19 protein-coding genes are annotated in these 22,229 nt (G+C 65.6%); 11 read left to right on the plus strand and 8 right to left on the minus strand.

Translation table 11 applies throughout. The features are described from left to right. Positions 1–208 precede the first annotated feature (208 nt). Together fghA and mtgA are read left to right on the plus strand one after the other, a co-directional pair. On the plus strand, positions 209–1,063 hold the full coding sequence (gene fghA, locus DIS04_RS15720; protein WP_111414736.1) for an S-formylglutathione hydrolase: 855 nt from the start codon (positions 209–211) through the stop codon (positions 1,061–1,063). Positions 1,064–1,087: 24 nt separating this feature from the next. Then, positions 1,088–1,801, plus strand: coding sequence for a monofunctional biosynthetic peptidoglycan transglycosylase (mtgA, locus tag DIS04_RS15725; protein WP_111414737.1), 714 nt, complete (start codon positions 1,088–1,090; stop codon positions 1,799–1,801). Positions 1,802–1,825: 24 nt separating this feature from the next. Here mtgA and DIS04_RS15730 read toward each other — a convergent pair whose 3' ends face one another. After that, a complete protein-coding gene (locus tag DIS04_RS15730) occupies positions 1,826–2,740 on the minus strand; it encodes a DMT family transporter (RefSeq protein ID WP_111414738.1) in 915 nt (304 codons plus the stop codon). 214 nt (positions 2,741–2,954) lie between these two features. On the opposite strand from DIS04_RS15730, the gene DIS04_RS15735 reads away from it, so the two are divergent. The 3 genes from DIS04_RS15735 to DIS04_RS15745 all read left to right on the plus strand — a co-directional run bounded on the left by DIS04_RS15735 (position 2,955) and on the right by DIS04_RS15745 (position 6,121). After that, the gene (locus tag DIS04_RS15735; RefSeq protein ID WP_111414739.1) at positions 2,955–3,353 is read left to right on the plus strand and encodes a DUF4168 domain-containing protein; all 399 of its coding nucleotides are present in this window, start codon (positions 2,955–2,957) and stop codon (positions 3,351–3,353) included. A gap of 125 nt (positions 3,354–3,478) precedes the next feature. Further along, positions 3,479–5,392 (plus strand): DUF294 nucleotidyltransferase-like domain-containing protein, encoded by a 1,914-nt coding sequence (locus DIS04_RS15740; RefSeq protein ID WP_111414740.1) that lies wholly within the window; start codon positions 3,479–3,481, stop codon positions 5,390–5,392. Positions 5,393–5,395: 3 nt separating this feature from the next. Beyond that, positions 5,396–6,121, plus strand: coding sequence for a 3'-5' exonuclease (locus tag DIS04_RS15745; RefSeq protein WP_111414741.1), 726 nt, complete (start codon positions 5,396–5,398; stop codon positions 6,119–6,121). A gap of 54 nt (positions 6,122–6,175) precedes the next feature. Here DIS04_RS15745 and DIS04_RS15750 read toward each other — a convergent pair whose 3' ends face one another. The 3 genes from DIS04_RS15750 to DIS04_RS15760 all read right to left on the minus strand — a co-directional run bounded on the left by DIS04_RS15750 (position 6,176) and on the right by DIS04_RS15760 (position 10,341). Further along, positions 6,176–7,960: a putative bifunctional diguanylate cyclase/phosphodiesterase gene (locus DIS04_RS15750; protein ID WP_162623098.1), complete on the minus strand. Its 1,785-nt coding sequence runs from the start codon at positions 7,958–7,960 to the stop codon at positions 6,176–6,178. Between the two features lie 239 nt (positions 7,961–8,199). Then, positions 8,200–9,879: a BCCT family transporter gene (locus DIS04_RS15755; RefSeq protein WP_111414743.1), complete on the minus strand. Its 1,680-nt coding sequence runs from the start codon at positions 9,877–9,879 to the stop codon at positions 8,200–8,202. Between the two features lie 36 nt (positions 9,880–9,915). Next, complete coding sequence (locus DIS04_RS15760) at positions 9,916–10,341, minus strand: universal stress protein (protein WP_111414744.1); 426 nt, start codon at positions 10,339–10,341, stop codon at positions 9,916–9,918. 448 nt (positions 10,342–10,789) lie between these two features. Here DIS04_RS15760 and DIS04_RS15765 point away from each other — a divergent pair, with 448 nt between their 5' ends. From DIS04_RS15765 to DIS04_RS15790, 6 genes are all read left to right on the plus strand, one after another. Continuing rightward, complete coding sequence (locus DIS04_RS15765) at positions 10,790–11,935, plus strand: ABC transporter ATP-binding protein (protein WP_111414745.1); 1,146 nt, start codon at positions 10,790–10,792, stop codon at positions 11,933–11,935. Between the two features lie 47 nt (positions 11,936–11,982). Beyond that, a complete protein-coding gene (locus DIS04_RS15770; protein ID WP_111414835.1) occupies positions 11,983–13,104 on the plus strand; it encodes an extracellular solute-binding protein in 1,122 nt (373 codons plus the stop codon). A gap of 82 nt (positions 13,105–13,186) precedes the next feature. Beyond that, complete coding sequence (locus DIS04_RS15775) at positions 13,187–14,440, plus strand: ABC transporter permease (protein WP_111414746.1); 1,254 nt, start codon at positions 13,187–13,189, stop codon at positions 14,438–14,440. A 4-nt stretch (positions 14,441–14,444) separates the two neighbouring features. Beyond that, positions 14,445–15,296: an ABC transporter permease gene (locus DIS04_RS15780; RefSeq protein WP_111414747.1), complete on the plus strand. Its 852-nt coding sequence runs from the start codon at positions 14,445–14,447 to the stop codon at positions 15,294–15,296. 282 nt (positions 15,297–15,578) lie between these two features. Continuing rightward, positions 15,579–16,034 carry a hypothetical protein gene (locus tag DIS04_RS15785; RefSeq protein ID WP_162623099.1) on the plus strand — a complete coding sequence of 152 codons (456 nt, stop codon included), beginning with the start codon at positions 15,579–15,581 and terminating at the stop codon, positions 16,032–16,034. A 107-nt stretch (positions 16,035–16,141) separates the two neighbouring features. Then, entirely contained in the window at positions 16,142–16,855 is a 714-nt protein-coding gene (locus tag DIS04_RS15790; protein ID WP_111414749.1) for a midas domain-containing protein, read from the plus strand. A gap of 216 nt (positions 16,856–17,071) precedes the next feature. On the opposite strand, the gene DIS04_RS15795 is transcribed toward DIS04_RS15790, so the two are convergent. The 4 genes from DIS04_RS15795 to DIS04_RS15810 form a co-directional block, all read right to left on the minus strand. Beyond that, positions 17,072–18,460 (minus strand): sigma-54-dependent transcriptional regulator, encoded by a 1,389-nt coding sequence (locus tag DIS04_RS15795; protein WP_111414750.1) that lies wholly within the window; start codon positions 18,458–18,460, stop codon positions 17,072–17,074. Further along, a complete protein-coding gene (locus DIS04_RS15800; protein WP_111414751.1) occupies positions 18,457–19,914 on the minus strand; it encodes a sensor histidine kinase in 1,458 nt (485 codons plus the stop codon). The genes DIS04_RS15795 and DIS04_RS15800 overlap by 4 nt, the downstream gene beginning before the upstream one ends. A 68-nt stretch (positions 19,915–19,982) precedes the next feature. Beyond that, positions 19,983–21,128, minus strand: a complete 1,146-nt coding sequence (locus DIS04_RS15805; RefSeq protein ID WP_111414752.1) for a PQQ-dependent sugar dehydrogenase — start codon at positions 21,126–21,128, stop codon at positions 19,983–19,985. Between the two features lie 92 nt (positions 21,129–21,220). Next, entirely contained in the window at positions 21,221–22,096 is an 876-nt protein-coding gene (locus DIS04_RS15810; protein ID WP_111414753.1) for an AEC family transporter, read from the minus strand. Positions 22,097–22,229 lie beyond the last annotated feature (133 nt).

Consider the following 22,229-nt stretch of genomic DNA (forward strand, 5'->3'; position numbering starts at 1 on the left):
GGGCAAGAGCATCCGCACCGTGCTGCACTATTGACAGGCGCCCGGTGCCGCGCCCATGACAGGCGTCCGGTACCGCGCCCATGACAGGCGCCCGGTGCCGCGCCGAACAGGTAACAGGCACCCGGTGCCGCGCGCCTGTCAGACGCGCCACGACAATGCGCAGGGGCTGGTAAGCTGCCCGTTGAGGGTGACCGTGAGGAGACCGAACATGACCATGACCGAGAACCTCGAGCCGATCTCGAGCAACAAGAGCTTCGGTGGCTGGCACAAGCGCTACCGGCACCGCTCGCGGGCGCTGGACTGCGAGATGGAGTTCGCCATCTACCTGCCGCCGCAGGCCGAGACCGAACGCGTGCCGCTGCTGTGGTGGCTGTCGGGGCTGACCTGCACCGACGAGAACTTCATGCAGAAGGCGGGGGCGCATCGCGTGGCCGCGGAGCTCGGCATCGCCATCGTCTGCCCCGACACCAGCCCGCGCGGTACCGACCTGCCGGGGGAGCACGACAGCTACGACTTCGGCTCGGGGGCGGGCTTCTACGTCAACGCCACCCAGGAGCCCTGGAAGCAGCACTACCGGATGTACGACTATGTTTCCGAGGAGCTGCCCTCGGTGGTGCGCCAGCACTTTCCGGTCAATGGCCGGGAAGCGATCAGCGGCCACTCGATGGGCGGGCATGGAGCGCTGATCCTGGCGCTGCGCCGGCCCGGACACTACCGCTCGGTGTCGGCCTTCTCGCCGATCGTCAATCCCACCCAGTGCCCCTGGGGGCGCAAGGCCTTCCGCGAGTACCTGGGCGACGATCCCGGCGCCTGGACGCAGTACGACGCCTGCGAGCTGGTGTCCAAGGGGGCTTCGAGCCAGCACCTCTTCGTCGACCAGGGTGAGGCGGACCAGTTCCTGGAGGAGCAGCTCAAGCCGGAGCGCCTCGAGGCGGTGTGCGAAGAGCATGATCACCCCCTGACGCTGCGCCGTCAGCCGGGGTATGATCACAGCTATTTCTTCATCGCCACCTTCATCGAGGATCACCTGCGCTACCATGCCGAGCATCTTCACAAGCCATGAGTGCTCCACCCGCCAGGGTGGGGCATGATCCAGGTCTGGCTCTATCGCGCACTACGCTGGGCGGCCCTCGTCGGGGCCGCCTTCGTCATACTCTCCATCCTCCTCGTGATCCTGCTGCGCTACGTACCCGTCTACGGCTCCATGGTGATGCTGGAGCGCAAGGTCGAGGCGTGGACGGCAGGTGAGTCGCTGCCCATCCAGCACCGCTGGCGACCTTGGGAGGAACTCTCCGATCACGCCAAGCTGGCCGTGATCGCCGCCGAGGATCAACGCTTCGCCGTCCATCGCGGCTTCGACGTGGACGAGATGCGCCGGGCCTGGGAGGCGAGCCGCAATGGGGCGCGGCTGCGTGGGGCCAGCACCATCAGCCAGCAGACCGCCAAGAACCTGTTCCTGTGGACCGGGCGCAACTGGGTGCGCAAGGGCGTCGAGGCCTGGTTCACCGTGCTGATCGAGGCGCTCTGGCCCAAGCAGCGCATCCTCGAGGTCTACCTCAACATCGTCGAGTGGGACCATGGCGTGTTCGGTCTGGAGGCCGCCGGGCAGCACTACTTCGGGGTCTCCGCCGAGAGCCTCAGCGAGGTGCATGCCAGCCGCCTGGCGGCGATCCTGCCCAATCCCAGGGGCTGGGATGCCACCCGGCCGGGGCCCCACGTGGAACGCCGCAGCCAGTGGATACGCCAGCAGATGCGCAACCTCGGGGGAGCGGGTTACCTCGAGCGACTGAGTGGCGACTGAAGCGCCCCTGCGCGGCGAGCCACCCTACCGGCGTGCCTGGCCGCGAGCGGCCAGTACCACGCCGAGGATGGTGACGGCCATGCCGAACAGCGCCGCCGGCGGCAGGCGCTCGTCGAACAGCCACCAGGCCTGAAGTGCCGTGACGGGCGGCACCAGGTAGAACAGGCTGGCCACCCGCGAGGCTTCGCCGCGCCGGATCAGCGCCATGAGCAGCAGGATGGCGGCGATGGAGAGCACCAGTACCAGCCAGCCCAGGGTCAGCACGAAGGTCGGGGTCCACTCGACATCGCGCCGCTCGAGCATCAGGGCGCCGAGGCCGAGCAGGGCGCCGGCCGAGAGATACTGCACCACCGTGCCCGAGAGCAGCGGCATGCCGGTGCAGAAGCGCTTCTGGTAGAGCGTACCCAGGGTGATGCCGCCCAGCGCGACGAGCACGCAGGCCAGGGCGCCGAGGCCGAAGCCATGGAACTGCATGGCGCCCGGGTCGAGCTTGCTGCCCAGCACCAGCGTGATGCCGGCCAGCCCAAGGGCCAGCCCAAGCCACTGGATGGCGGTGATGCGCTCGCCCAGCAGCGGGCCCGCCAGGGTGGCGGTCAACAGCGGCTGGAGGCCGACCAGCAGCGCCGTGAGGCCCGCCGGCATGCCCAGGTAGATACCGTAGAAGACCCCGCCCAGATAGGCCGCGTGCACGAGCAGACCCGAGACGGCAATATGCCCCCGCAGGCGCCAGCCGGCGGGCCAGTTGCTGCCCATCAGCTTCACCAGCGGGACCAGCAGGGCGAGGGTCAGCACGAAGCGGATGAACAGAAAGGTGAAGGGCTCGGCGTGGGGCAGGCCGAACTTGGCCCCGATGAATCCGGTACTCCACAGGGCCACGAACAGCACCGGCATGCTCGCCAGCAGTGCGGCATCGAGACGAGAGTTGGCGGAGGACGACATAAAAGACAGGGTCCTTGTTCACGGCAAATAAGCGATGACGATACTGGGTTGCCGGGGTGAGCGAAAGCTAGCAAGTTAACTTTTTTAAGCGGTGCGATGGCGCGGGGAAGCCGCAGCTGAAGCGATGGATACATTTCGTAACATAAAAAAATGAACTCCCCACGCTCCACTTCGTCAGAACCCTTACATTCACAGCAACACCCTGGAGGTATTCATGCAACGGATGACTGCACTGTTCTCGGCCGCCCTGCTCTCCGCCGGGCTGATGACCGTACAGGCGCACGCTCAGCAGGACCCTGCCCAAGACCCCGCTCAGGATCAGGCCGGCCAGCCGCAAGCGCAGGCACCCGCACAGGACTTCTCCGAAGACCAGCTCCAGCAGTTTGCCGATGCCTCCCAGGAAATCGCTGTGATTTCACAGGATTACACCGAGCGGCTGCATGAGGCGGAAGACGAGCAGAGCCAGCAGGAAGTGCGCATGGAAGCCAATGACAAGATGGTCGAGGTGGTCGAGGACAACGGTCTCGACGTGGACACCTTCAACGCCATCGGCCAAGCCATCCAGCAGGATCCTGAGCTGATGCAGCGCGTTCAGGAGATGGCCGAGCAGTAAAAGCCGACCGTCCCACCGAACGAGGAAGGCCACCTGTGGGTGGCCTTTCTTGTGTCGGGAGTCGAGGGGCCATTACCCTCGGGGTATGATCGATGCTTGGCACGGCGGCGGGAGTCAGACGGGACATGGACGCGGAACTACTCGAGATTCGGCAGCACATGGGGCGCTTCCCGCCCTTCGATGCCCTGGACGACGAACTGCTCGACAGCGTGGCCGGGCAGGTCGAGGTGGGCTACTTCAAGGCCGGTTCCGACATTCTCCAGCTCGACCAGGAACTCCACGAACTGTGCTATATCCGCAGTGGCGCGGTGGAGGTGCGGCGGCGCACGGGGGATCTCCACAATCGCCTGGGTGAGGGCGACATCTTCGGCCATTTCAGCCTGTTGAGGAATCATCGGGTACGCTTTCCGGCGCGCGCGCTGGAAGACACCTTGATCTACTATATCCCCGAGCCGGTCTTCCGGCGCCTGTGCGAGGCCGACGAGCACTTCGCCGATTTCGTGGAGCTGGAGCGTCCGCGGCTGGAGGCGGCGGTCGAGGAGCACAAGAAAGCCAACGACATGATGATCACGCGGGTGCGCAAGCTGCTGACGCGCTACCCGGTGATGGTCGAAGCCGGCGCGTCGGTCCAGGAGGCGGCACGCCAGATCACCGCCTCGCAGGCCTCGGCGGCGTTGATTCTCGACACGCCCGACGGCGATCCGCGGCACACCTTCACCGACAGCGAGGATCGTCCCTGGCGGTTGCACGGCATCCTGACCGACAGCGACTTTCGTACCCGCATCGTCGCCGAGGGCCTGTCTCCCGACACCCCGGTGGGCAGCCTGGCGAGCGGGCGGCTGATCACCATCCAGTCGGACGAGTCGGTCCACGAGGCCATGCTGTGCATGCTGCGCAACAACATCCATCACTTGCCGGTGCTCTATCGGCGACGGCCGGTGGGGATCGTTCACCTCTCCGACATCATCCGCTACGAGACCCACAGCAGCCTCTACCTGGTCAGCAACATCTTCCACCAGTCCAGCGTCGAGGGGCTGGCCCGGCTGGCGCCCGACGTGCGCGCCGCCTTCATGCGCATGGTGGAGGAGGGCGCCAGCTCGCAGATGGTCGGCAGCGCCCTGTCCACCATCGGCCGCAGCTTCGTGCGGCGCCTGCTGGAACTGGCCGAGGAGGCCCTGGGGCCGCCCCCGGTGGGGTACTGCTTCATGGTCAACGGCTCCATGGCCCGCAACGAGCAGACCATCGTCACCGACCAGGACAACGCCCTGATCCTCGCCGACGACTTCGAGCCCGAGCGGCACGATGCCTACTTCCTGCGCCTGGCGCAGTTCGTCAGCGATGGCCTGGCGGCCTGCGGCTACGCCTACTGCAAGGGGGAGGTGATGGCGACCAATCCCAGGTGGCGCCAGCCCGTGGCGGTATGGAAGCGCTACTTCAGCGAGTGGATCGAGGCGCCCACCCCGGAGCGGCTGCTGCACTGCTCGATCTTCTTCGACCTCGACAGCGCTTTCGGCGAGGAGGCCTATGTCGAGCAGCTGCAGGACCTGATCGCCCGGCAGGCGCCCGAGAGCCCCCGGTTCCTGGCCGCTATGGCGCGCAATGCGCTGAACCGCAAGCCGCCGCTGGGCTTCTTTCGTACCTTCGTGATGGAGAAGGATGGCAAGCACAACAATTCGATCAACCTCAAGCGTCGTGGCACGGCGCCGTTGGTCGACCTGATTCGCGTGCATGCGCTGGCGTGTGGCTCGCGCGCCCAGAACAGCTTCGAGCGGCTGGACGATATCGCCGCCACGCAGCTGCTGGCACCGGGGGTAGGCGAGAAGCTGCGCTATGCCATGGAACTGCTCTCCATGGTGCGTATTCGCCACCAGGTCCTCGACCTGCAGCACGACCAGGAGCCGGACAACAACATCGAGCCCGAGAACGTCGCCGACAGCGAGCGCCACCACTTGAAGGATGCCTTTCAGGTCCTGAGCCACGCTCAGAAATTCCTCAAGTATCGCTATCCTGTGCCGGCGCCCACTGGCCGGGCGCGCTGAGCCATGCTGTCGCATCGGCTGGGTTCGCGCTCGTCGGGGCTCGACTGGCCCGCCTACCTGCAGCGCCGGGCGGCCGAAGCCCGGGAGCCCATGCTCAGGACGTTCTTCGCGGCGGGCTGGCCGGCGCCCGACACGCCGCTCGCCGAGACGCCGCTGGTGGCGCTGGACCTGGAAACCACCGGCCTCGACGTGCAGCGGCATGCCATCGTCAGCATCGGCCTGGTGCCCTTCAGCCTGCAGCGAATTCCTCTCGCCGAGCGACGCTACTGGATCGTGCGTCCCAGCCGGCCGCTGTCCGAGACCTCGATCGCCTATCATCACATCACCCACTCGGAGGTGGCCGCGGCGCCCGACCTCGAGGCGATCCTGCCCGAGCTGCTCGAGGCCCTGGCGGGGCGCATCGTGGTGGTGCATTTCCGCCACATCGAGCGACCGTTCCTCGATGAGGCGGTCAGGGCGCGGCTGGGGGAGGGGATCCGCTTCCCGATGATCGATACCATGTCGCTCGAAGCGCGACTTCATCGGCTTTCGCTGTGGTCGCGCCTGCGGCGCTGGATGCGGCGTCCGCCCGTCTCGATACGCCTGGGCGACAGTCGGCGGCGCTACGGGCTGCCCGACTACCAGGGGCATCATGCCATGGTCGATGCGCTGGCGACGGCCGAGCTGCTCCAGGCCCAGGTGGCAAGGCACTACGCCCCCGAACTTCCCGTCAGCGCGCTATGGACCTAGTCCGCAACGCGCTTCGGCCGACGGACAGCGCCTGACGGCCGGCCCGATGCCGGCTCACAGCCAGAGCTCGGCGAAGCTGTCGCCGTCCACGGGGCGGCCGAAGTGAAAGCCCTGCACGCCGGTGCAGCCCAGCGCACGCAGGGCTTCGGCCTGCTCGGCGGCCTCGACGCCTTCCGCCACCGTCAGCATGCCCAGGGTCTGCGCCATGGCAACGATGGTGGCGACAATGGCGTGATCATGGCTGCTCTTGAGCATGTCCTGGACGAAGGACATGTCGATCTTCAGGGTGTCGGCGGCAAAGCGCTTGAGGTAGGAGAGTGACGAATAGCCGGTGCCGAAGTCATCGATCGCCAGGCTGAAACCCGCCTTGCACAGGGCTCGCGTCACGCGCACCGTCTGCTCGGGGTTGCGCATCAAGCCGCTTTCGGTGAGCTCCAGCCCCAGCTTGCCGGGGGGCACGCGCATCGCGATGCGCTGGATATGCTCGGCCAGTCGCGGATCGTCCATCTGCTGCGCCGAGACGTTGACGCTCAGCCGCCCGGGAAACGGCTTGCCCTGGCGCTCCCAGGCCATCAGCTGCTGGCAGGCGGCCTCGAGCACCCACTCGCCCAGGGCGCAGATCAGGCCTTGCTCTTCGGCCAGCGGGATGAAGGTGCCGGGGCTGACGTGGCCCAGGATCTCGTCGTGCCACCGGCACAGGGCTTCCGCTCCGGTCAGCTTGCCGGTCTTGAGGCTGAACTGCGGCTGGAAGGCGAGCGACAGCTTGCCCTTGGCCAAGGCGTCGCTGAAGCGCAGCTGCAGCAGCTCGTACTGATGAAGCTCGTCCGCCATGGTGGCGGTGAAGAAGCGCGTGCGACTGCTGTCCCGCTTGGCGTGATTGAGCGCGATGCTGGCGTGCTGGAACAGCGACTGGGCGGTGTCGGCATCGCGGGGAAACAGCGCCGCACCGACGCTGGCGGAAATCGAAAAACTGCGTTCCGACAACTCGATCGGCGCCGTGAGGCTGTTGCGATAGCGTTCGATGGCGTGCGCCATGGCGGCCGGCCGAGTGTCGGTGAGCAGGACCATGAACTCATCGCCCCCCAGGCGGGCGACGAATTCTCCCGGCTCGGCCTGGGCGCCGAAGCGGCCGGCGATCTCGGCCAGCATGAGGTCACCCAGTTCATGCCCCTGGGTATCGTTGATCTGGCGGAAGCGCTGCAGGTCGAGATAGAGCAGTCCCAGGCAGTTGTCGCGCAGGCGCGCCTGCTCGCAGGCCTCTTCCAGCCGCTCCATGAAGTAGCGCCGGTTGGGCAGGCCGGTCACGCTGTCCCAGTAGATGAGCTGCTGGATGCGGTAGTCGCTGCTGCGGCGCTTCTCCTCCTCGGCCCGCCGTGCCATCTCGGCGCCCGCCTGGGCTGCGGCGATACGCAGCACTTCCGGAGCGTAGGCGGCCAGTTCGAGAGGGCGGCTGGAAAGCACCGCGAGCAGGCCGACGAGATCGCCCTGGGGGGCGCGCAGCGGGATGCCCACGTAGCTCTCGACCCCCAGCTCCTTGAGCATCGTATCGTCTGGAAAGCGTTGACAGACGCCGTCGGAGAATTCGCAGACTTCGTCATTCAGCACGTGCTCGCAGGGCGTGCCCGCCAGCGTATAGACCGAGGTGGGTTGCAGCGAGCCTCGCGACCAGAAGGAAACGGTCCGGATGGAGGCGTTGTCGGAAAGCAGCTTTCCGATGAGCACGTGCTCCCCGTCGAGTATCGTGGAGATGCGCTCGACCAGGTGATCGAACGCCTGGGGAGTGCCGGCCTTGCCCAAGCCATCGGCGAGCAGACGAAAGGCGTCTTCGGGTGCCATCATGGGCGAGAGCGGCTCCTTGAGCATAGTTGTAATGATCTATTCGAAATATGCCCGAAGCGCTAGCACCTGGCTAGTGGCCGATAGCCGCATGAAACACTTGACGAAAGGGACGATTTCATCGTTGCCGAGGAGGAAATGCCGCGACGGACGAGCGGAAAGGCCACGCTGGCCTCCGCTGTCGCTCGGAGGGGAAGGGGTGGACGGCAGGCAGCCCGGCGCCCACCGTCCCCCCTTGTCGGTCAGGCCCGCGGTTCGCTCATCAGGCCCTTGATGATGGCGTAGCAGCCTGCCAGCAACACCAGGGTGAAGGGCAGGCCGGTCGAGACCGCCATCGCCTGCAGCGCGGCGAGGCCGCCACCCAGCAGCAGGGCGATGGCAATGACGCCCTCGATGATGGCCCAGAACACCCGCTGCGGCTTGGGCGCGTCGACCTTGCCGCCCGCGGTGATGGTATCGATCACCAGCGAGCCGGAATCCGACGAGGTGATGAAGAACACCACGACCAGCACGATGCCCACGAAGGAGGTGATGGCGGTCAGCGGTAGCTCGCCGAGCATCACGAACAGCTGCAGCTCGAGGTTAGCGTCGCGCACCCCCTCGAAGCCGGCGTTCACCAGCTGGTCGATGGCGGTGCCGCCGAAGGCGGTCATCCACAGCACCGAAACCAGCGAGGGCACCAGCAGCACGGCGATCAGGAATTCGCGTACGCTGCGGCCGCGGCTGACCCGGGCGATGAACATGCCGACGAAGGGCGACCAGGAGATCCACCAGGCCCAGTAGAAGGCGGTCCAGCCCTGGCTGAAGTTGGCGTCCTCGCGACCGAAGGGGTTCGACAACGCCGGCAGGTTGACGGCGTAGGCTCCGAGGTTCTGGAAGAAGCCGGTGAGGATCAGCAGGGTCGGCCCCACCAGGATGACGAACAGCAGCAGCAGCACGGCGAGGGCCATGTTGATCTCGGAGAGACGGCGCACCCCCTTGTCCACCCCGGCCAGGATCGAGACGATGGCGATGGCGGTGATGGCGAGGATCAACAGCACCATGGTGGCGTCGGACTCGGGGATGCCGAACAGGTAGCTGAGACCCGCCGAGGCCTGAGAGGCGCCGAGCCCCAGCGAGGTGGCAAGCCCGAACAGGGTGGCGAAGACCGCCAGGATGTCGACGATGTGACCCGGCCAGCCCCACACCCGTTCGCCCAGCACCGGGTAGAAGATCGAGCGCATGGTCAGCGGCAGGCCCTTGTTGAACGAGAAGATGGCCAGCGCCAGTGCCACCACGGCGTAGATCGCCCAGGGGTGCAGGCCCCAGTGATAGATCGTCGCGGCCATGCCCAGGCGAGCGGCCCCCGCCGGATCGTCGGCGGCGCCACCGAGCGGCGCCCAGTCGGTGCGCGCGCCATCCTCCACGCTGGTACCGTCCAGGGCCGCGCCGAAGTGGGACATCGGCTCGGAGACGCCGTAGAACATCAGCCCGATACCCATCCCCGCGGCGAACAGCATGGCGAACCAGCCTACATAGGTGAAGTCTGGTTTGGCATGCATACCGCCAATGCGCACCTTGCCCAGCGGCGACACGATCAGCGCCAGGCACAGCAGCACGAAGATGTTCCCCGCGAGCAGGAAGAACCAGTCGAGGTTGCCGGTGAGCCAGTCGCGCAGGGCCGTGAACAGCGGCTCGACCTGGTCCTGGAGGGCCAGGGTGAGCACCACGAAGAACACCGTCACCAGGGCCGAGATGGAGAACACCTTGCCATGCAGGTCGATGCTGAAGCCGAGCTTGTCGGTGGCCAGGTTGTCCTGACCGATGACGTAGTCGGTATCGATCAGGTTGGCGGGGCCTTCCGGCGCTGGCACGCCTTCCGAGGGCTCCGGCTCCCTGGAGCGTTCGTCGCGAGAATCGTTATCCACGTTGCGTTCTCCCATTAAACGTCGAAGTGGGTGGGTAGTTGTCGGCGGCGGTCAGGAGCGGGGTGGCCTGACCAGAAAGACCGAGACATCGGTGTGGGTGGCGATCTTGCCGCCATGAGACGGCATGATGACGTCGAGATGCTTCGGTGGGTGGGTGGGCATGACCACGAGATCGGCGCCGACGTCATCGATCGCCTGCAGCAACAGGTCGTCGAGATCGGCGACCGGATCCGCGCTGCTGACGGTATGCACGCTGACGGCTTGGCCATGCAGCGTGGCTTGCTGCTGGGCAAACGCCTCGAGCTTCTGCGCGTACTCCTGCGGTGTCCTGGCCACGCTGCTCGGGGCGGAGGAGGTCACCCCTACATAGCAGACCTCGGCTCGGTAGTGCCTGGCCAGATCGCTCACGGCCTGCAGCGACGGTTTCAGCACTTCCAGATGGGCGAGGTCGACCGGGACCATGATCTTGCTGTACATGATCGTGCTCTCCTGATTGACGTGATGTCGGGCTGTCCGACGAGACGTACTCGGGTGCACGCATTGGACGTCACACCACGACCAGTGTGGCGGCTTTGACGCAAGCTGTCAGTTCAATAACCGGCACACGGGCATGCCTGGGCGACTATATTGTGACAAGGAGTATATTGTGACAAGGATGGTACACGAACGGAGCGGCGCTGCCGAATCGGCTTCGCGTGGGGGGCTGGCCGGTGCGGAAATGTAACCCAAATTTCTGTTTGGGTAACGCTGGGTTAACCGATAACCCGTCGAGTGTCCCCGTCCTCGTTCAACGCTAATTGGACCCAGCGGGGATTGCGGTTCTCGCCCGGATAGGAATAGGGTCATGGCTGACCGACAAGAACAAGGGCCAGCCGGCACGCATGAACCGTCTTCGCCTGCGGTTGGCCATGAGTGGGAACCCTGCATGAACGAAAGCCTGCAACAAGAACGCAACGAAGACGCAAGGGAAGCCGACCATCCAACGGATACGCACTTCGTCCGTTTCATCAACGTGCAGAAGAGCTACGACGGGGTCGAGCTGGTCGTCAAGGGCTTCAATCTCGACATTCGGCGTGGTGAATTCGTCACGCTGCTGGGCCCATCCGGCTCCGGCAAGACCACCTGCCTGATGATGATGGCGGGCTTCGAGACCCCGACCCACGGCCAGATCCTGCTCAAGGGCGATCCGATCAACGACCTGCCGCCGCACAAGCGGGGCATCGGCATGGTCTTCCAGAACTATGCCCTCTTTCCCCACATGTCGGTGGCCGAGAATCTCTCCTTCCCGCTGGAGGTCCGTCATCTGTCCAAGGCCGAGATCAAGCGCAAGGTCGATCGCGCGCTGGCCATGGTGCGGCTGGAGAATTTCGGCGACCGTCGCCCGGCGCAGCTGTCGGGGGGGCAGCAGCAGCGTGTGGCCCTGGCTCGGGCGCTGGTCTTCGAGCCCGAACTGGTATTGATGGACGAACCGCTCGGAGCGCTCGACAAGAACCTGCGCGAGGAGATGCAGTACGAGATCAAGCGCATCCACGCCAACCTGGGGGTCACCATGATCTACGTGACCCACGATCAGACCGAAGCCTTGACCATGTCCGATCGTATCGCCGTGTTCAACGATGGCGTGGTGCAGCAGCTTGCCGAGCCCGAGACGCTCTACGAAGCGCCCGAGAATGCCTTCGTCGCCAATTTCATCGGGGAGAACAATCGGCTCTATGGGGAGGTGATCGAAACCATCGGCGACAGCTGCCAGGTCCGTCTCGATAGCGGCGAGACGGTATCGGCCAAGGCCGTCGCCGCGGGGGGCGTCGGGACGCGGACGACGCTCTCGCTGCGCCCCGAGCGCATCGACATCGTGGCGGATGAAGCCGATCATGACTTCGACAACTGCTTCCGTGCCGAGGTCAGGGAGGTGATCTATCTCGGCGATCACCTGCGCACCCGCGTCAGCGTCTGCGGTAACGACGAATTCATTCTCAAGACCCCCAACTCGAAGGGATATGCCTCGCTGAGGCCGGGCCAGTCGATCGTCATCGGCTGGTCCAGTAGCGACTGTCGGGCGCTCGATGCCTGAAAGTGCTCAACCTGCGGTTCAACAAGTACAACAAGCGGAGATTGACCATGAAACACGATGACAAGCAAGCAGGGAAAGTGGCTCTCAAGCGGGTGACCTGTGCCGTGGCGGGCGCCTCGGTCATGGCGTTGGCGACCATGGCGCAGGCGCAGCAGACGCTCAACATCGTCTCCTGGGGCGGCGCCTACAGCATGAGCCAGCAGAAGGCCTACCACGAGCCGTGGATGGAAAAGACGGGCGACGAGATCGTCAACATCGACCAGAGCGGCAACGCCCTGGCCGGGTTGCGCTCGCAGAGCCAGGCCGGCAACGTGACCTGGGACCTGGTCGACATGCTGCCGGCGGACGCCATGATCGCCTGCGACGAAGGGCTGATCGAGCCGCTGGATCACGACGAGCTGCTGGCTGATGCACCGGACGGTACCCCGCCCAGCGAGGATTTCGTCGACGGCGCCCTGGGCGACTGCTTCGTGGCCTCGATCGTCTACTCCAACATCGTCGCCTTCAACACCGAGATGTTCCCCGAGGACAAGCAGCCCAGTACCATCGCCGATGTCTTCGACCTGGAGAACTATCCCGGCAAGCGGGCCCTGCTGCGCAAGCCGATCAACAACCTCGAGTGGGCGCTGATCGCCGACGGCGTGGATAGCGACGAGGTCTACGCCATGCTGGAAACCGAAGAGGGCATCCAGCGCGCCTTCGACAAGCTCGACACCATCAAGGACGAGGTGATCTGGTGGGAAGAGGGCGCCCAGCCGCCGCAACTGCTGGCCGACCAGGAGGTCGCCTTCGCCTCGGCCTACAACGGGCGAATCTTCGATGCGATGGTTTCCGAAGACCAGCCCTTCGAGATCATCTGGGACGCCCAGGTGTTCGAGCTGGACGGCTGGGTGGTGCCTGTCGGCAAGCTCGACAAGGTCAAGGATTACCTCTACTTCGCCACCGACACCCAGCGCCTCGCCGACCAGGCCCAGTACATCTCCTACGGCCCGGCGCGCTACTCGTCCTCGGACATGGTCTCGGTGCACGCGGAAACCGGTATCGACATGATGCCGCACATGCCGACCTTCCCGCCCAACTTCGCCACGGCCCTGCAGAAGGATGACTACTTCTGGGCCGACTACAACGACGAGCTGACCCAGCGCTTCGACGCCTGGCTGGCCCAGTGAGCCACGGCCCCCGCCTGGCCGCGTGGCCAGGCGGGGGCCCGTCGACACTTCATTCGTAACGTCGTTTCCTGGAGGGGCCCGAGTGTCCGAATCCCCTGCTTCCCCCCTGACTACCGCTGACGGTGTGCCGCTCAAGGTCAGCCTGCGACGCGCCGTGCGGCGCTCGAAGGTGAAGGCCTTTCTGCTGGTCTCGCCGCTGCTGCTGTTCCTGGGGGTCGCTTTCGTCATGCCGATCGTCGAGATGCTGTGGCGAAGCGTCGAGAATGCTGAAGTCTCCACCTATCTTCCGCGCACCGTCGAGGCCCTGGAGGGCTGGGACGGCGGGTCGCTACCGGAAGAACCCGCATTCGCCGCCCTGGCCGAGGATCTGCGTACTGGCCAGGAAGCGCGCAACCTGGGCCTGCTGTCGAGCCGGCTCAACTACGAGAAGTCGGGCATGCGCTCCGCGATCAGTCGCACCGCGCGCGGCGTGCGCAACCTCGAGCCGCCGTTTCGCGAGTCGCTGGTGGAGGCCCATCGCGCCTGGGGCGAGCTCGACACCTGGCGCTTGATACAGCGCGAGGCGCGACCCTACACGATCTCCTACTACCTGGCGGCGGTGGACCGGCGGCTCAGCCTCGATGGCGAAATCGTCAAGGTACCGGATCATCTCGAAGTGCATGTGGGGCTGTTCTGGCGCACCTTCTGGATGAGCGCGGTCATCACGGGGCTGACGCTAGTGCTCGGCTACCCGATCGCCTTCCTGCTGGCCAGCCTGCCGCTGCGCCATTCGAACCTGCTGATGATCCTGGTACTGCTGCCGTTCTGGACCTCGCTGCTGGTGCGGACCACGACCTGGATCGCGATCCTGCAATCCCAGGGGGTGCTCAACGACCTGATGGTCACCCTGGGCGTGATTGCCGACGAGGCGCGCTGGCAGATGATTCACAACAAGACGGGCACCATCGTCGCCATGACCCATATCCTGCTGCCGTTCATGATCCTGCCGCTCTACTCGGTGATGAAGACCATTCCACCGAGCTACATGCGTGCGGCCCGCTCGCTGGGCGGCAAGCCCTTCCTGAGTTTCCGGCGAGTCTACTTCCCGCTCACCGTGCCGGGCATTGCCGCCGGCGGCATCCTGGTCTTCATTCTCTCGATCGGCTACTACATCACGCCGGCGCTGGTAGGCGGACAGTCGGGGCGTTTCATCACCAACTACATCGCTTACCACATGCAGACCTCGCTCAACTGGGGGCTGGCCGCGGCCATTGCCTCGATCCTGCTGTTCGTGGTGATCGTCTTCTACATGGTCTTCAATCGCCTGATCGGCGTCGACAAGGTCAAGCTGGGGTAATCCGATGGCCATTCCTTCCTACGCGACTCGTGGCGAACGCATCTGGCATTACGTGTTCCTGGGCCTCTGCGCGCTGATCTTCCTGTTCCTGGTGGGGCCGCTGCTCATCATCATCCCGCTGTCGTTCAATGCGCAGCCCTACTTCACCTTCTCCGAGGCGATGCTCACGCTCGACCCGGCCGGCTACTCGCTGCGCTGGTACGAGGACTTCTTCACCTCGCGGGCCTGGCTCGGGGCGATCAAGAACAGCTTCATCATCGGCATCGCCTCGACCATCCTGGCGACGATCCTGGGCACGGTGGCGGCCCTGGGGCTCTCCAGCCGCTACATGCCGGCGCGCGGGGCGATCATGGCGCTGCTGATCTCACCCATGATCGTGCCGCTGATCATCTCCGCGGCGGCCATGTTCTTCTTCTTCTCGAAGATCAACCTCGCCCAGACCTACCTCGGCGTGATCCTGGCGCACACCGCGCTTGGCATACCGTTCGTCGTCATCACCGTGACGGCCACCCTGTCGAGTTTCGATACCACCCTGATCCGTGCGGCCCACAGCCTTGGCGCCAACCCCACCCGAACGTTCTTCAAGGTGGTGCTGCCGCTGGTCACGCCGGGGGTCGTTTCCGGCGCCCTGTTCGCCTTCATCACGTCCTTCGACGAGGTGGTGGTGGTGTTGTTCGTTGCCGGGCCCGAGCAGCGCACCATGCCGATCCAGATGTGGTCCGGGATTCGCGAACAGATCAGCCCGACGATCCTGGCCGTGGCCACGCTGCTGGTCCTGCTCTCCATGCTGCTGCTGACGACGCTGGAGTTGCTGAGGCGACGCAGCGAGCGGCTGCGAGGCATCACCCCCGAATAGCGCATCTTCGCGCAACGCCATCCCCGTCCGGCAAGGGGGCGCCGATTCGGTGCCCCCTTGTTGTCTGCATGCACCAGCCGAGCGTAATCCCGGGAGGGCGGCTGTGGCACTCCTAGCCATGTGTCAGTTTGCACCATGCGAAAGGGGCGACCAAGGCCATTGCCGGTGCGTTTCTTGGTTTGGTTAAGTCTTTGTTATAAAGCTTGTAATTCCAGGTGTGGCAAGGCTGGCACAGCCTGTGCTGCAGCTAAGGTGAGGACGACCAACCAGGGAGAGATCCACATGAGCCATGACCAGCGTGCAAGGAAACCTGCCAGGCGAATGACGGCCTTGGCCTCGGCAGTGGCGCTTGCGCTGGGGACGTTGTCGCTCGTCGGCTGTGGCGACGATGACGACGAGCTTCCTCCGGTAGAGGAGGAGAGCCCCGCCATGGAGGAGCAGAGTTCACCGATGGAGGACTCCACGGACGATCCGGGCATCGACCAGACCGATACGGCTTCCGGCGATGGCGCCGCAGAACCCGTGGCCGGCGCCGAGGAAGAGCCTGAGGGATCCGATACGGAAATGTCCGGTGATGAAGCTTCCGACGAGGAATCGTTCCCCGAGGCTGAGCAGGAACCGGTGCCCGACGAAGAGCCTGACGGTCAGCAAGCTACCATGGAAGGCGGTCAGGATGATGAAACCGAGGATGACGATCAGGAAGATGATTCGGAGGACGAGCAGGGCGGGAACAGCTAACCGTCCCGTTGCCCGGGCGAACGAATTCTTCGCGTGCGGTCCACGCGGTGAGAGTTCCGGGCAGGAAGCCCTTTATCCTCGCAAGTCGATGTTCAGGAGGTAGTAACATGATGTCCAAGGAATTTCTGAAGACGCTGGGCGTTCTCGGCGTGACCATGGGGCTGACTGCCAGCCCGTTGGCGTTGGCCCAGCAGACCCAGCAGGACGAATACCAGAATCAACCGAACGCCGAGGAGCCCGCCACCCCGGGTACCGAGGCGGATCCGGGCATGCAGCAGGAGCCTGGCATGCAGCAGGAGCCTGGCATGGAGCAGGATCCGGGCATGCAACAGGAGCCTGGCATGGAGCAGGATCCGGGCATGCAACAGGAGCCTGGCATGCAGCAGGAGCCTGGCATGGAGCAGGAGCCTGGCATGCAACAGGAGCCTGGCATGCAACAGGAGCCTGGCATGCAGCAGGAGCCTGGCATGGAGCAGGAGCCTGGCATGCAACAGGAGCCTGGCATGCAACAGGAGCCGGGCATGGAGCAAGATCCGGCCGCACCGGGGGCCACGGATCCGGGTGCCGAGACCGCTCCGGATGCACAGGGCTCTGAGCCTGGCCCGGGTGCCGAGACAGCGCCCGGCGCCGATCCCGCGGCGCCGGGGGCCGAGACCGCACCGGGCGGTGATCCGGCTGCGCCAGGCGCGCAGGACGATCCCGGCTTCGGCGAAGGAACCGAGGCGATGCCGGGCGAAGAGTCCGAGCCCGAGTTCGAATACGAGAACGAGGAAGAGGAGTGGGACTATCCGGAAGAGGATGAGGACCACGAGAGCCACTGATCCCCTTGGGTCTCAGCCCCAGCCGGGTGGCTGGGGCCAGAGGAGGGACCTCGACGCAGGGAAGCGTCGCCCAAGCATGACGCGCGCGATCCGCTGGCGGCCCGCCACCCTCCCCCCTTGCACCGTCAGCCGGATTGCATGGCGTGCTTCGCCCCCGAGCTCCCACGGGGGCTTTTTTGTGGCGATTCGCTCCCTTGCCGACAGCGTTGCGCCAGGCTATTCGTCCTCGAGGCGGCGATAGAGCGTGCGCCGGGCGATACCGAGGATGTCGGCGGTGCGCCGCTTGTTGCCGCCCGTCGCCTCGAGCACTTTCTGGATGTAGCGTTTCTCGACTTCTTCCAGGCTGGGCCAGCTCTGCTGGCCGCTGGCAATCATGGCCTTGCCCGTCTCGATCTGCCGGGCGGCACCGCGCTGGTCCTGGCCATGCTGGCGAATCCGCTCGGGCAGGTCGGTATGGCTGAGCAGGCCCTCTTCCGCCAGGGTCACGGCGCGCATGACGGCATTCTCCAGCTCGCGTACGTTGCCAGGGTAGGGGTAGTCCAGCAGGGTCTGCAGGGCCAGGGGCTCGATGCGCTCGATGGTCTTGCCCTGGGCACTGGCATGCTTCTCGATCATGGCCGTGACCAGACGTTCGATATCCCCCGGGCGCTCACGCAGCGGGGGAATGCGCAGCGAGAACGTCTCAAGGCGGTAGAACAGATCGCTGCGGAAATTGCCGCTCTCGATCTCCTGCTCCAGATCCCGATGGGTGGCGGCGATGATGCGCACGTCCACCGCCTCCTCCTTCTCGGCCCCCACCGCCTTGACCTTTTTTTCCTGCAAGGCGCGCAGCAGCTTGGCCTGCAGGCCGGGTGACATCTCGCCGATCTCGTCGAGGAAGAGGCTGCCGCCGTTGGCCGCCTGGAACAGACCCTGGCGCGATTCGTTGGCACCGGTGAAGGCGCCCTTCACATGGCCGAAGAACTCGCTCTCCATCAGCTCGGAGGGAATGCTGGCGCAGTTGATGGCGACAAAGGGCTGGTCGGCGCGCGGACTCTCGGCGTGAATGGCGCGGGCCAGCAGCTCCTTGCCGGTACCGCTCTCGCCCAGGATGAGGATGGGCGCATCGCTCTTGGCCAGGCGTGCCGCATCGTGGAACAGCGCCTGCATCGATTCGCTTTCGCCCACGATGCCGTGAAAGTGGCCGGCCGGCTCGTCCTGGTGCAGGCGTTCGGCCAGGCGCCGGTTTTCCAGCACTCGGAAGACCGCTTCTCCCACGCTCTCCAGGTCCAGGGGCTTGGTGAGGAAGTCGTCGGCACCGATCTTGAGCGCCTCGACGGCCTGGTCGATGGTGCCGAAGGCGGTGATGATGATGAACCCCAGGCGACTGCCCTCATGGCGCAGCTGCTCGAGCAGCTGCATGCCACTCATCCCCGGGAGGCGCACGTCGCTGATGATCAGGGCCACCTCGGTGTGACTCAGGGTGACGACGGCCTCCTCGGCGCTGCCGACGCCTAGCGTCTGGTAACCGGCCTCCTGAAGCTCCTCCTCCAGCAGCTCGAGGATGGCGGCGTCATCCTCGACGATGAGTATCGGAAAATCGCTATGGCTGTGGCTCCCTGTCACGTGGCAGTTCCTCCTTCATCGGCATCGTTCAGTGGCAGTCCGATCTCGAAGCCGGCTCCCCCCAGTTCGCTGTCGAACACCCCGACGGTGCCGCCGTGGTCGTTGATGATTCGGTGCACCATGGAAAGCCCCAGGCCGCTTCCCTGGCCCACGGGCTTGGTCGTGAAAAAGGGATCGAAGACCTGCGATTTGTCCTTGTCGACGATACCGGCGCCATCGTCCTCCACCCACAGCGTCAACCAGCCGTCCCGTTCCCGCGAGCTGATGCGGACCCGGCTGACTTCCTTGGCCTGGGCGGCGTTGCGCAGCAGATTGGTCAGTACCTGGATCAGCTGCTGGCCGTTGGCCAGCAGCGGCGAGGAGGGCGCGACAAGGTCGAGTTCGAGCCGAATGGCCTTCTGCTCGAAGTCCTCCTCGACCAGCTCACGCGCTGTCTCGAGCAGCTCCGACAGGTCCAGCGGCTCCTTCTCGACGTTGTGGCGGCGACCCAGCTCCATCAGCTGGCGTACGATCTCGACGATACGCTCCACTTCGCTGCGAATGCGCCCCAGCCGGTTCCGGTCGTCGTCGTCGAGCGTCGCGCGACGGGCCAGGCGCTGGGCCTGGCCGTTGATCACCGTCAGCGGCGCGCCGATCTCGTGGGCGACCCCGGCAGCCAGCACCCCCAGCTCGGCGAGCTTCTTCGACTTGCGCAGGCGTTTCTCCAGTTCGATCTCCTTGCGACGGCGCGCCTCGATGTCGGCATCCTTCTCGGCCATGGCGTCCAGCATGCCGTTGAGCGCCACGGCAAGGCGCTCGTACTCCTGCGGTCCCTTGGCTTCGGCACGCTGGCCGCGGTCGCCGGCCTCGACGCGCTGCATGACGGTCAGCAGACGCTCCAGCGGTCGCTCGATGTGACGCCGGAACCCCCACCAGATGCCCAGCACGATCCCGCCCGCGCCGATGACGAAGGCCAGCAGGGCCAGCTGGCTGAGAAAGCCGGTGTAGTTCTCGATGCCGGTGTTGAGCCGGTTGACCTGGAGCACCCCCTGCACCTCGCCGGTGGCGGATTGCAGCGGCTTCAGCGCCGAGTAGTAGTGCCAGCCGTCGTGCTCGCGGTAGGCCGCACGCATCTCGCCATCCTCGGCCACCTCGCGAATGGTCTCGGGGCTGAACAGCGCCTGGCCCAGCCCCAGGCCGTAGATCTCCCGGCCGCTTTCGTCGAACACGTAGGCGCCGTAGATCCGATGGAACGAGAACGCAGAGTAGAGCGACTCCTCGAGGTGCTCGGTGGCGTCGCGGGTAAGTGCCTGGCTCAGGGTGGTGCCGATCACGTTGGTGATGACCTGGACCTCCCGCTCCAGGCGGTTGCGCACGTTGTCCTCGAGCGACTTGATGGCCACCAGGCTGAAGATCAGCAGCGCGAGAAACAGCGGTGCGATGACGGTCAGGAGTATGAGATTGCGTAGGCGCATGGCGGCTCGCGAACGATGGTCGAGGAATGCGGGAGTGCCGGCTTTCCAGCCCGGCGCCGCGCCGGAGTTCAATCCACCGGCCTCAACCGGTAGAGACTGCCCTTCGAATCGTCGTCGCTGATCAGGTAGATGGCGCCGTCATGACCCTGGTGCACGTCGCGAATGCGTCCGATTTCCCCGTCGAGCACCTGCTCAGCGTCGACGACGCGATCCTCCTCCAGCTCCAGGCGGTAAAGCTGCTCGCTGCGTAACCCCCCCGCCAGCAGGTTGCCCTGCCAGGCTTCGAACATGTCCGAGGTGACCTGGGTCAGGCCGGAAGGGGCGAATCGGCCCTCGAAGACATAGGCCGGATCGCGCATGCCGGGCAGCGACTTCTCCCCGATGGGCTCACGTGTGCCGTAGTCAAGCCCTTGGCTTGCCTCGGGCCAGCCATAGTTCTCGCCGGCGATGAGCCGGTTGAGCTCGTCGCCGGTGCGGGGGCCATGTTCGGTGGCCCAGGCATCGCCCGCTTGGGTGACGACCAGGCCCTGGGGGTTGCGGTTGCCCAGGGTGAAGATCTCGTCGAGGGTTTCGTCATCGTCGACGAAGGGGTTGTCGTCGGGCACGCCGCCGGTTTCCGTCAGGCGCAGCACACTGCCGGCATGGTCGCGGCCGTCCTGCGCCCGCGACGGGGTGCCGCGTTCGCCGATGGTCATCAGCAGGGTGCCGTCGGGCAACCAGGCAAGGCGTGAACCGTAGTGGATGCCTCGCTTGGAGTCACGATTCTGTGCAAACAGCAGTTCGATGTCCGTCAAGCCGTCATCATCCAGTCGGGCGCGACTCAGGGCGGTTGCGCTACCGCCATCGCCAGGCTTGCTCCAGGTGAAGTAGAGCCAGTCGTGCTCGCCGTCGCCGTAGCGAGGGTGCAGTTCCAGGTCGAGCAGCCCGCCCTGGCCACGGGGGTTGACCTCGGGAAGGCCCTCCAGTTGAGCGATGCTGCCGTCCTCCTCGACCAGCGCCAGGCGCCCCGGGCGTTCGCTGACCAGGAAGCGGCCGTCCGGCAGCAGGATCACGGCCCAGGGGTGCTCGAACCCTTCGGCAATCCGCTCGAGGCGAAGCTCCAGATGTTCGGTATCAATGCGCTCGGCGACGACCTCGGCGGCCTGGCTCGTGCCGACGCCTGCCGCGAGGGACGCCAGCAGCCCAACCGCCAGCCGTTTGCTTGCTTCATGCATGACTCTCTCCCTTGCATTTCGATGCCGCCCCGAAAGATACAGACTCCGAAGCGCCCGGGGTGTTCCCATTCCCCGCCCGGCGGGGCTTGCCGCTACATCAGGATCGCCAGCAGGATCGGCAGATAGAGCAATGACAGCAGCGTCGAGCAGAACACCAGGCTGGCCACGTACTCCGGCTCGCGCTTGGCGCGCTGCGCGAACAGGTAGTTGAACACGGCCACCGGCATGCTCATCTGGATCACGAGGATGCCGAGCGCCAGCGGCGACAGCCCCAGCAGCGTGCCGATCCCCCAGGCCAGCAGCGCGGCCACCGGCGTGCGCAGCAGGCTGAAGCCGATCCCCGAACGCAGGTTCTTGACCTTGATGCTGGCCAGCGACACGCCCAGCGTGATCAGCATGAGCGGCACGGTGAAGCCCGAGATCAGCCCCACGCTGTTGTCCAGCCACCGCGGCAGCTCGGTGTCGGTCAGCAGCAGCGTGAGTGCTATCAGGATAGCGTAAACCGTGGGCGTCCTGACCAGGGTTCGCAGGGGGTTGCCGGTGCTGGCGATGATGGCCCCGATGGTGAACTGGAACAGCGACACCGTGACCATCACCGTGATGCCGAAGGCGAAGCCGGCGCTGCCGAAGGCGTAGAGCACTACCGGCAGCCCCATGTTGCCGGTATTGGGGTACATCATCGGTGCCAGCAGCACCCGCCAGTCACGACGCAGCAGGCGCGCCATGGCGAAGGTGGCGAGGCCCATGGCGACGATGACCAGCGCCGTGGCCAGCATGGTGCGCCCGAAACTGCCGGCGTCGATTTCGGCCCCGGAGAGCGAGGCGATCACCAGCGCCGGGGTGCCGATGTTGAAGACCAGGCGCGTGACGAAATCCACGGGGTAGGGCTGGCCCAGGCGGATCCAGGTGAAGCCGAGACCGGCACCGGCCAGTACGGGCGCCATCACGGCAAAGAGATCGGCGAGCATCGAGCGTCCAGGGTAGTGAGCAAGCGAAACATTGTCGTGAAGAGTGCCGGCTCGATGCAAGCTCGACGGGCCGCTGGGTCGCTCAGGCAAGGAACCCGAGGCTAGACGGACCGGTTTCACCTTGGTGCAGGCG

This window comes from Billgrantia lactosivorans (assembly GCF_003254665.1).
GTDB classification, from domain to species: Bacteria; Pseudomonadota; Gammaproteobacteria; order Pseudomonadales; family Halomonadaceae; genus Halomonas; species Halomonas lactosivorans.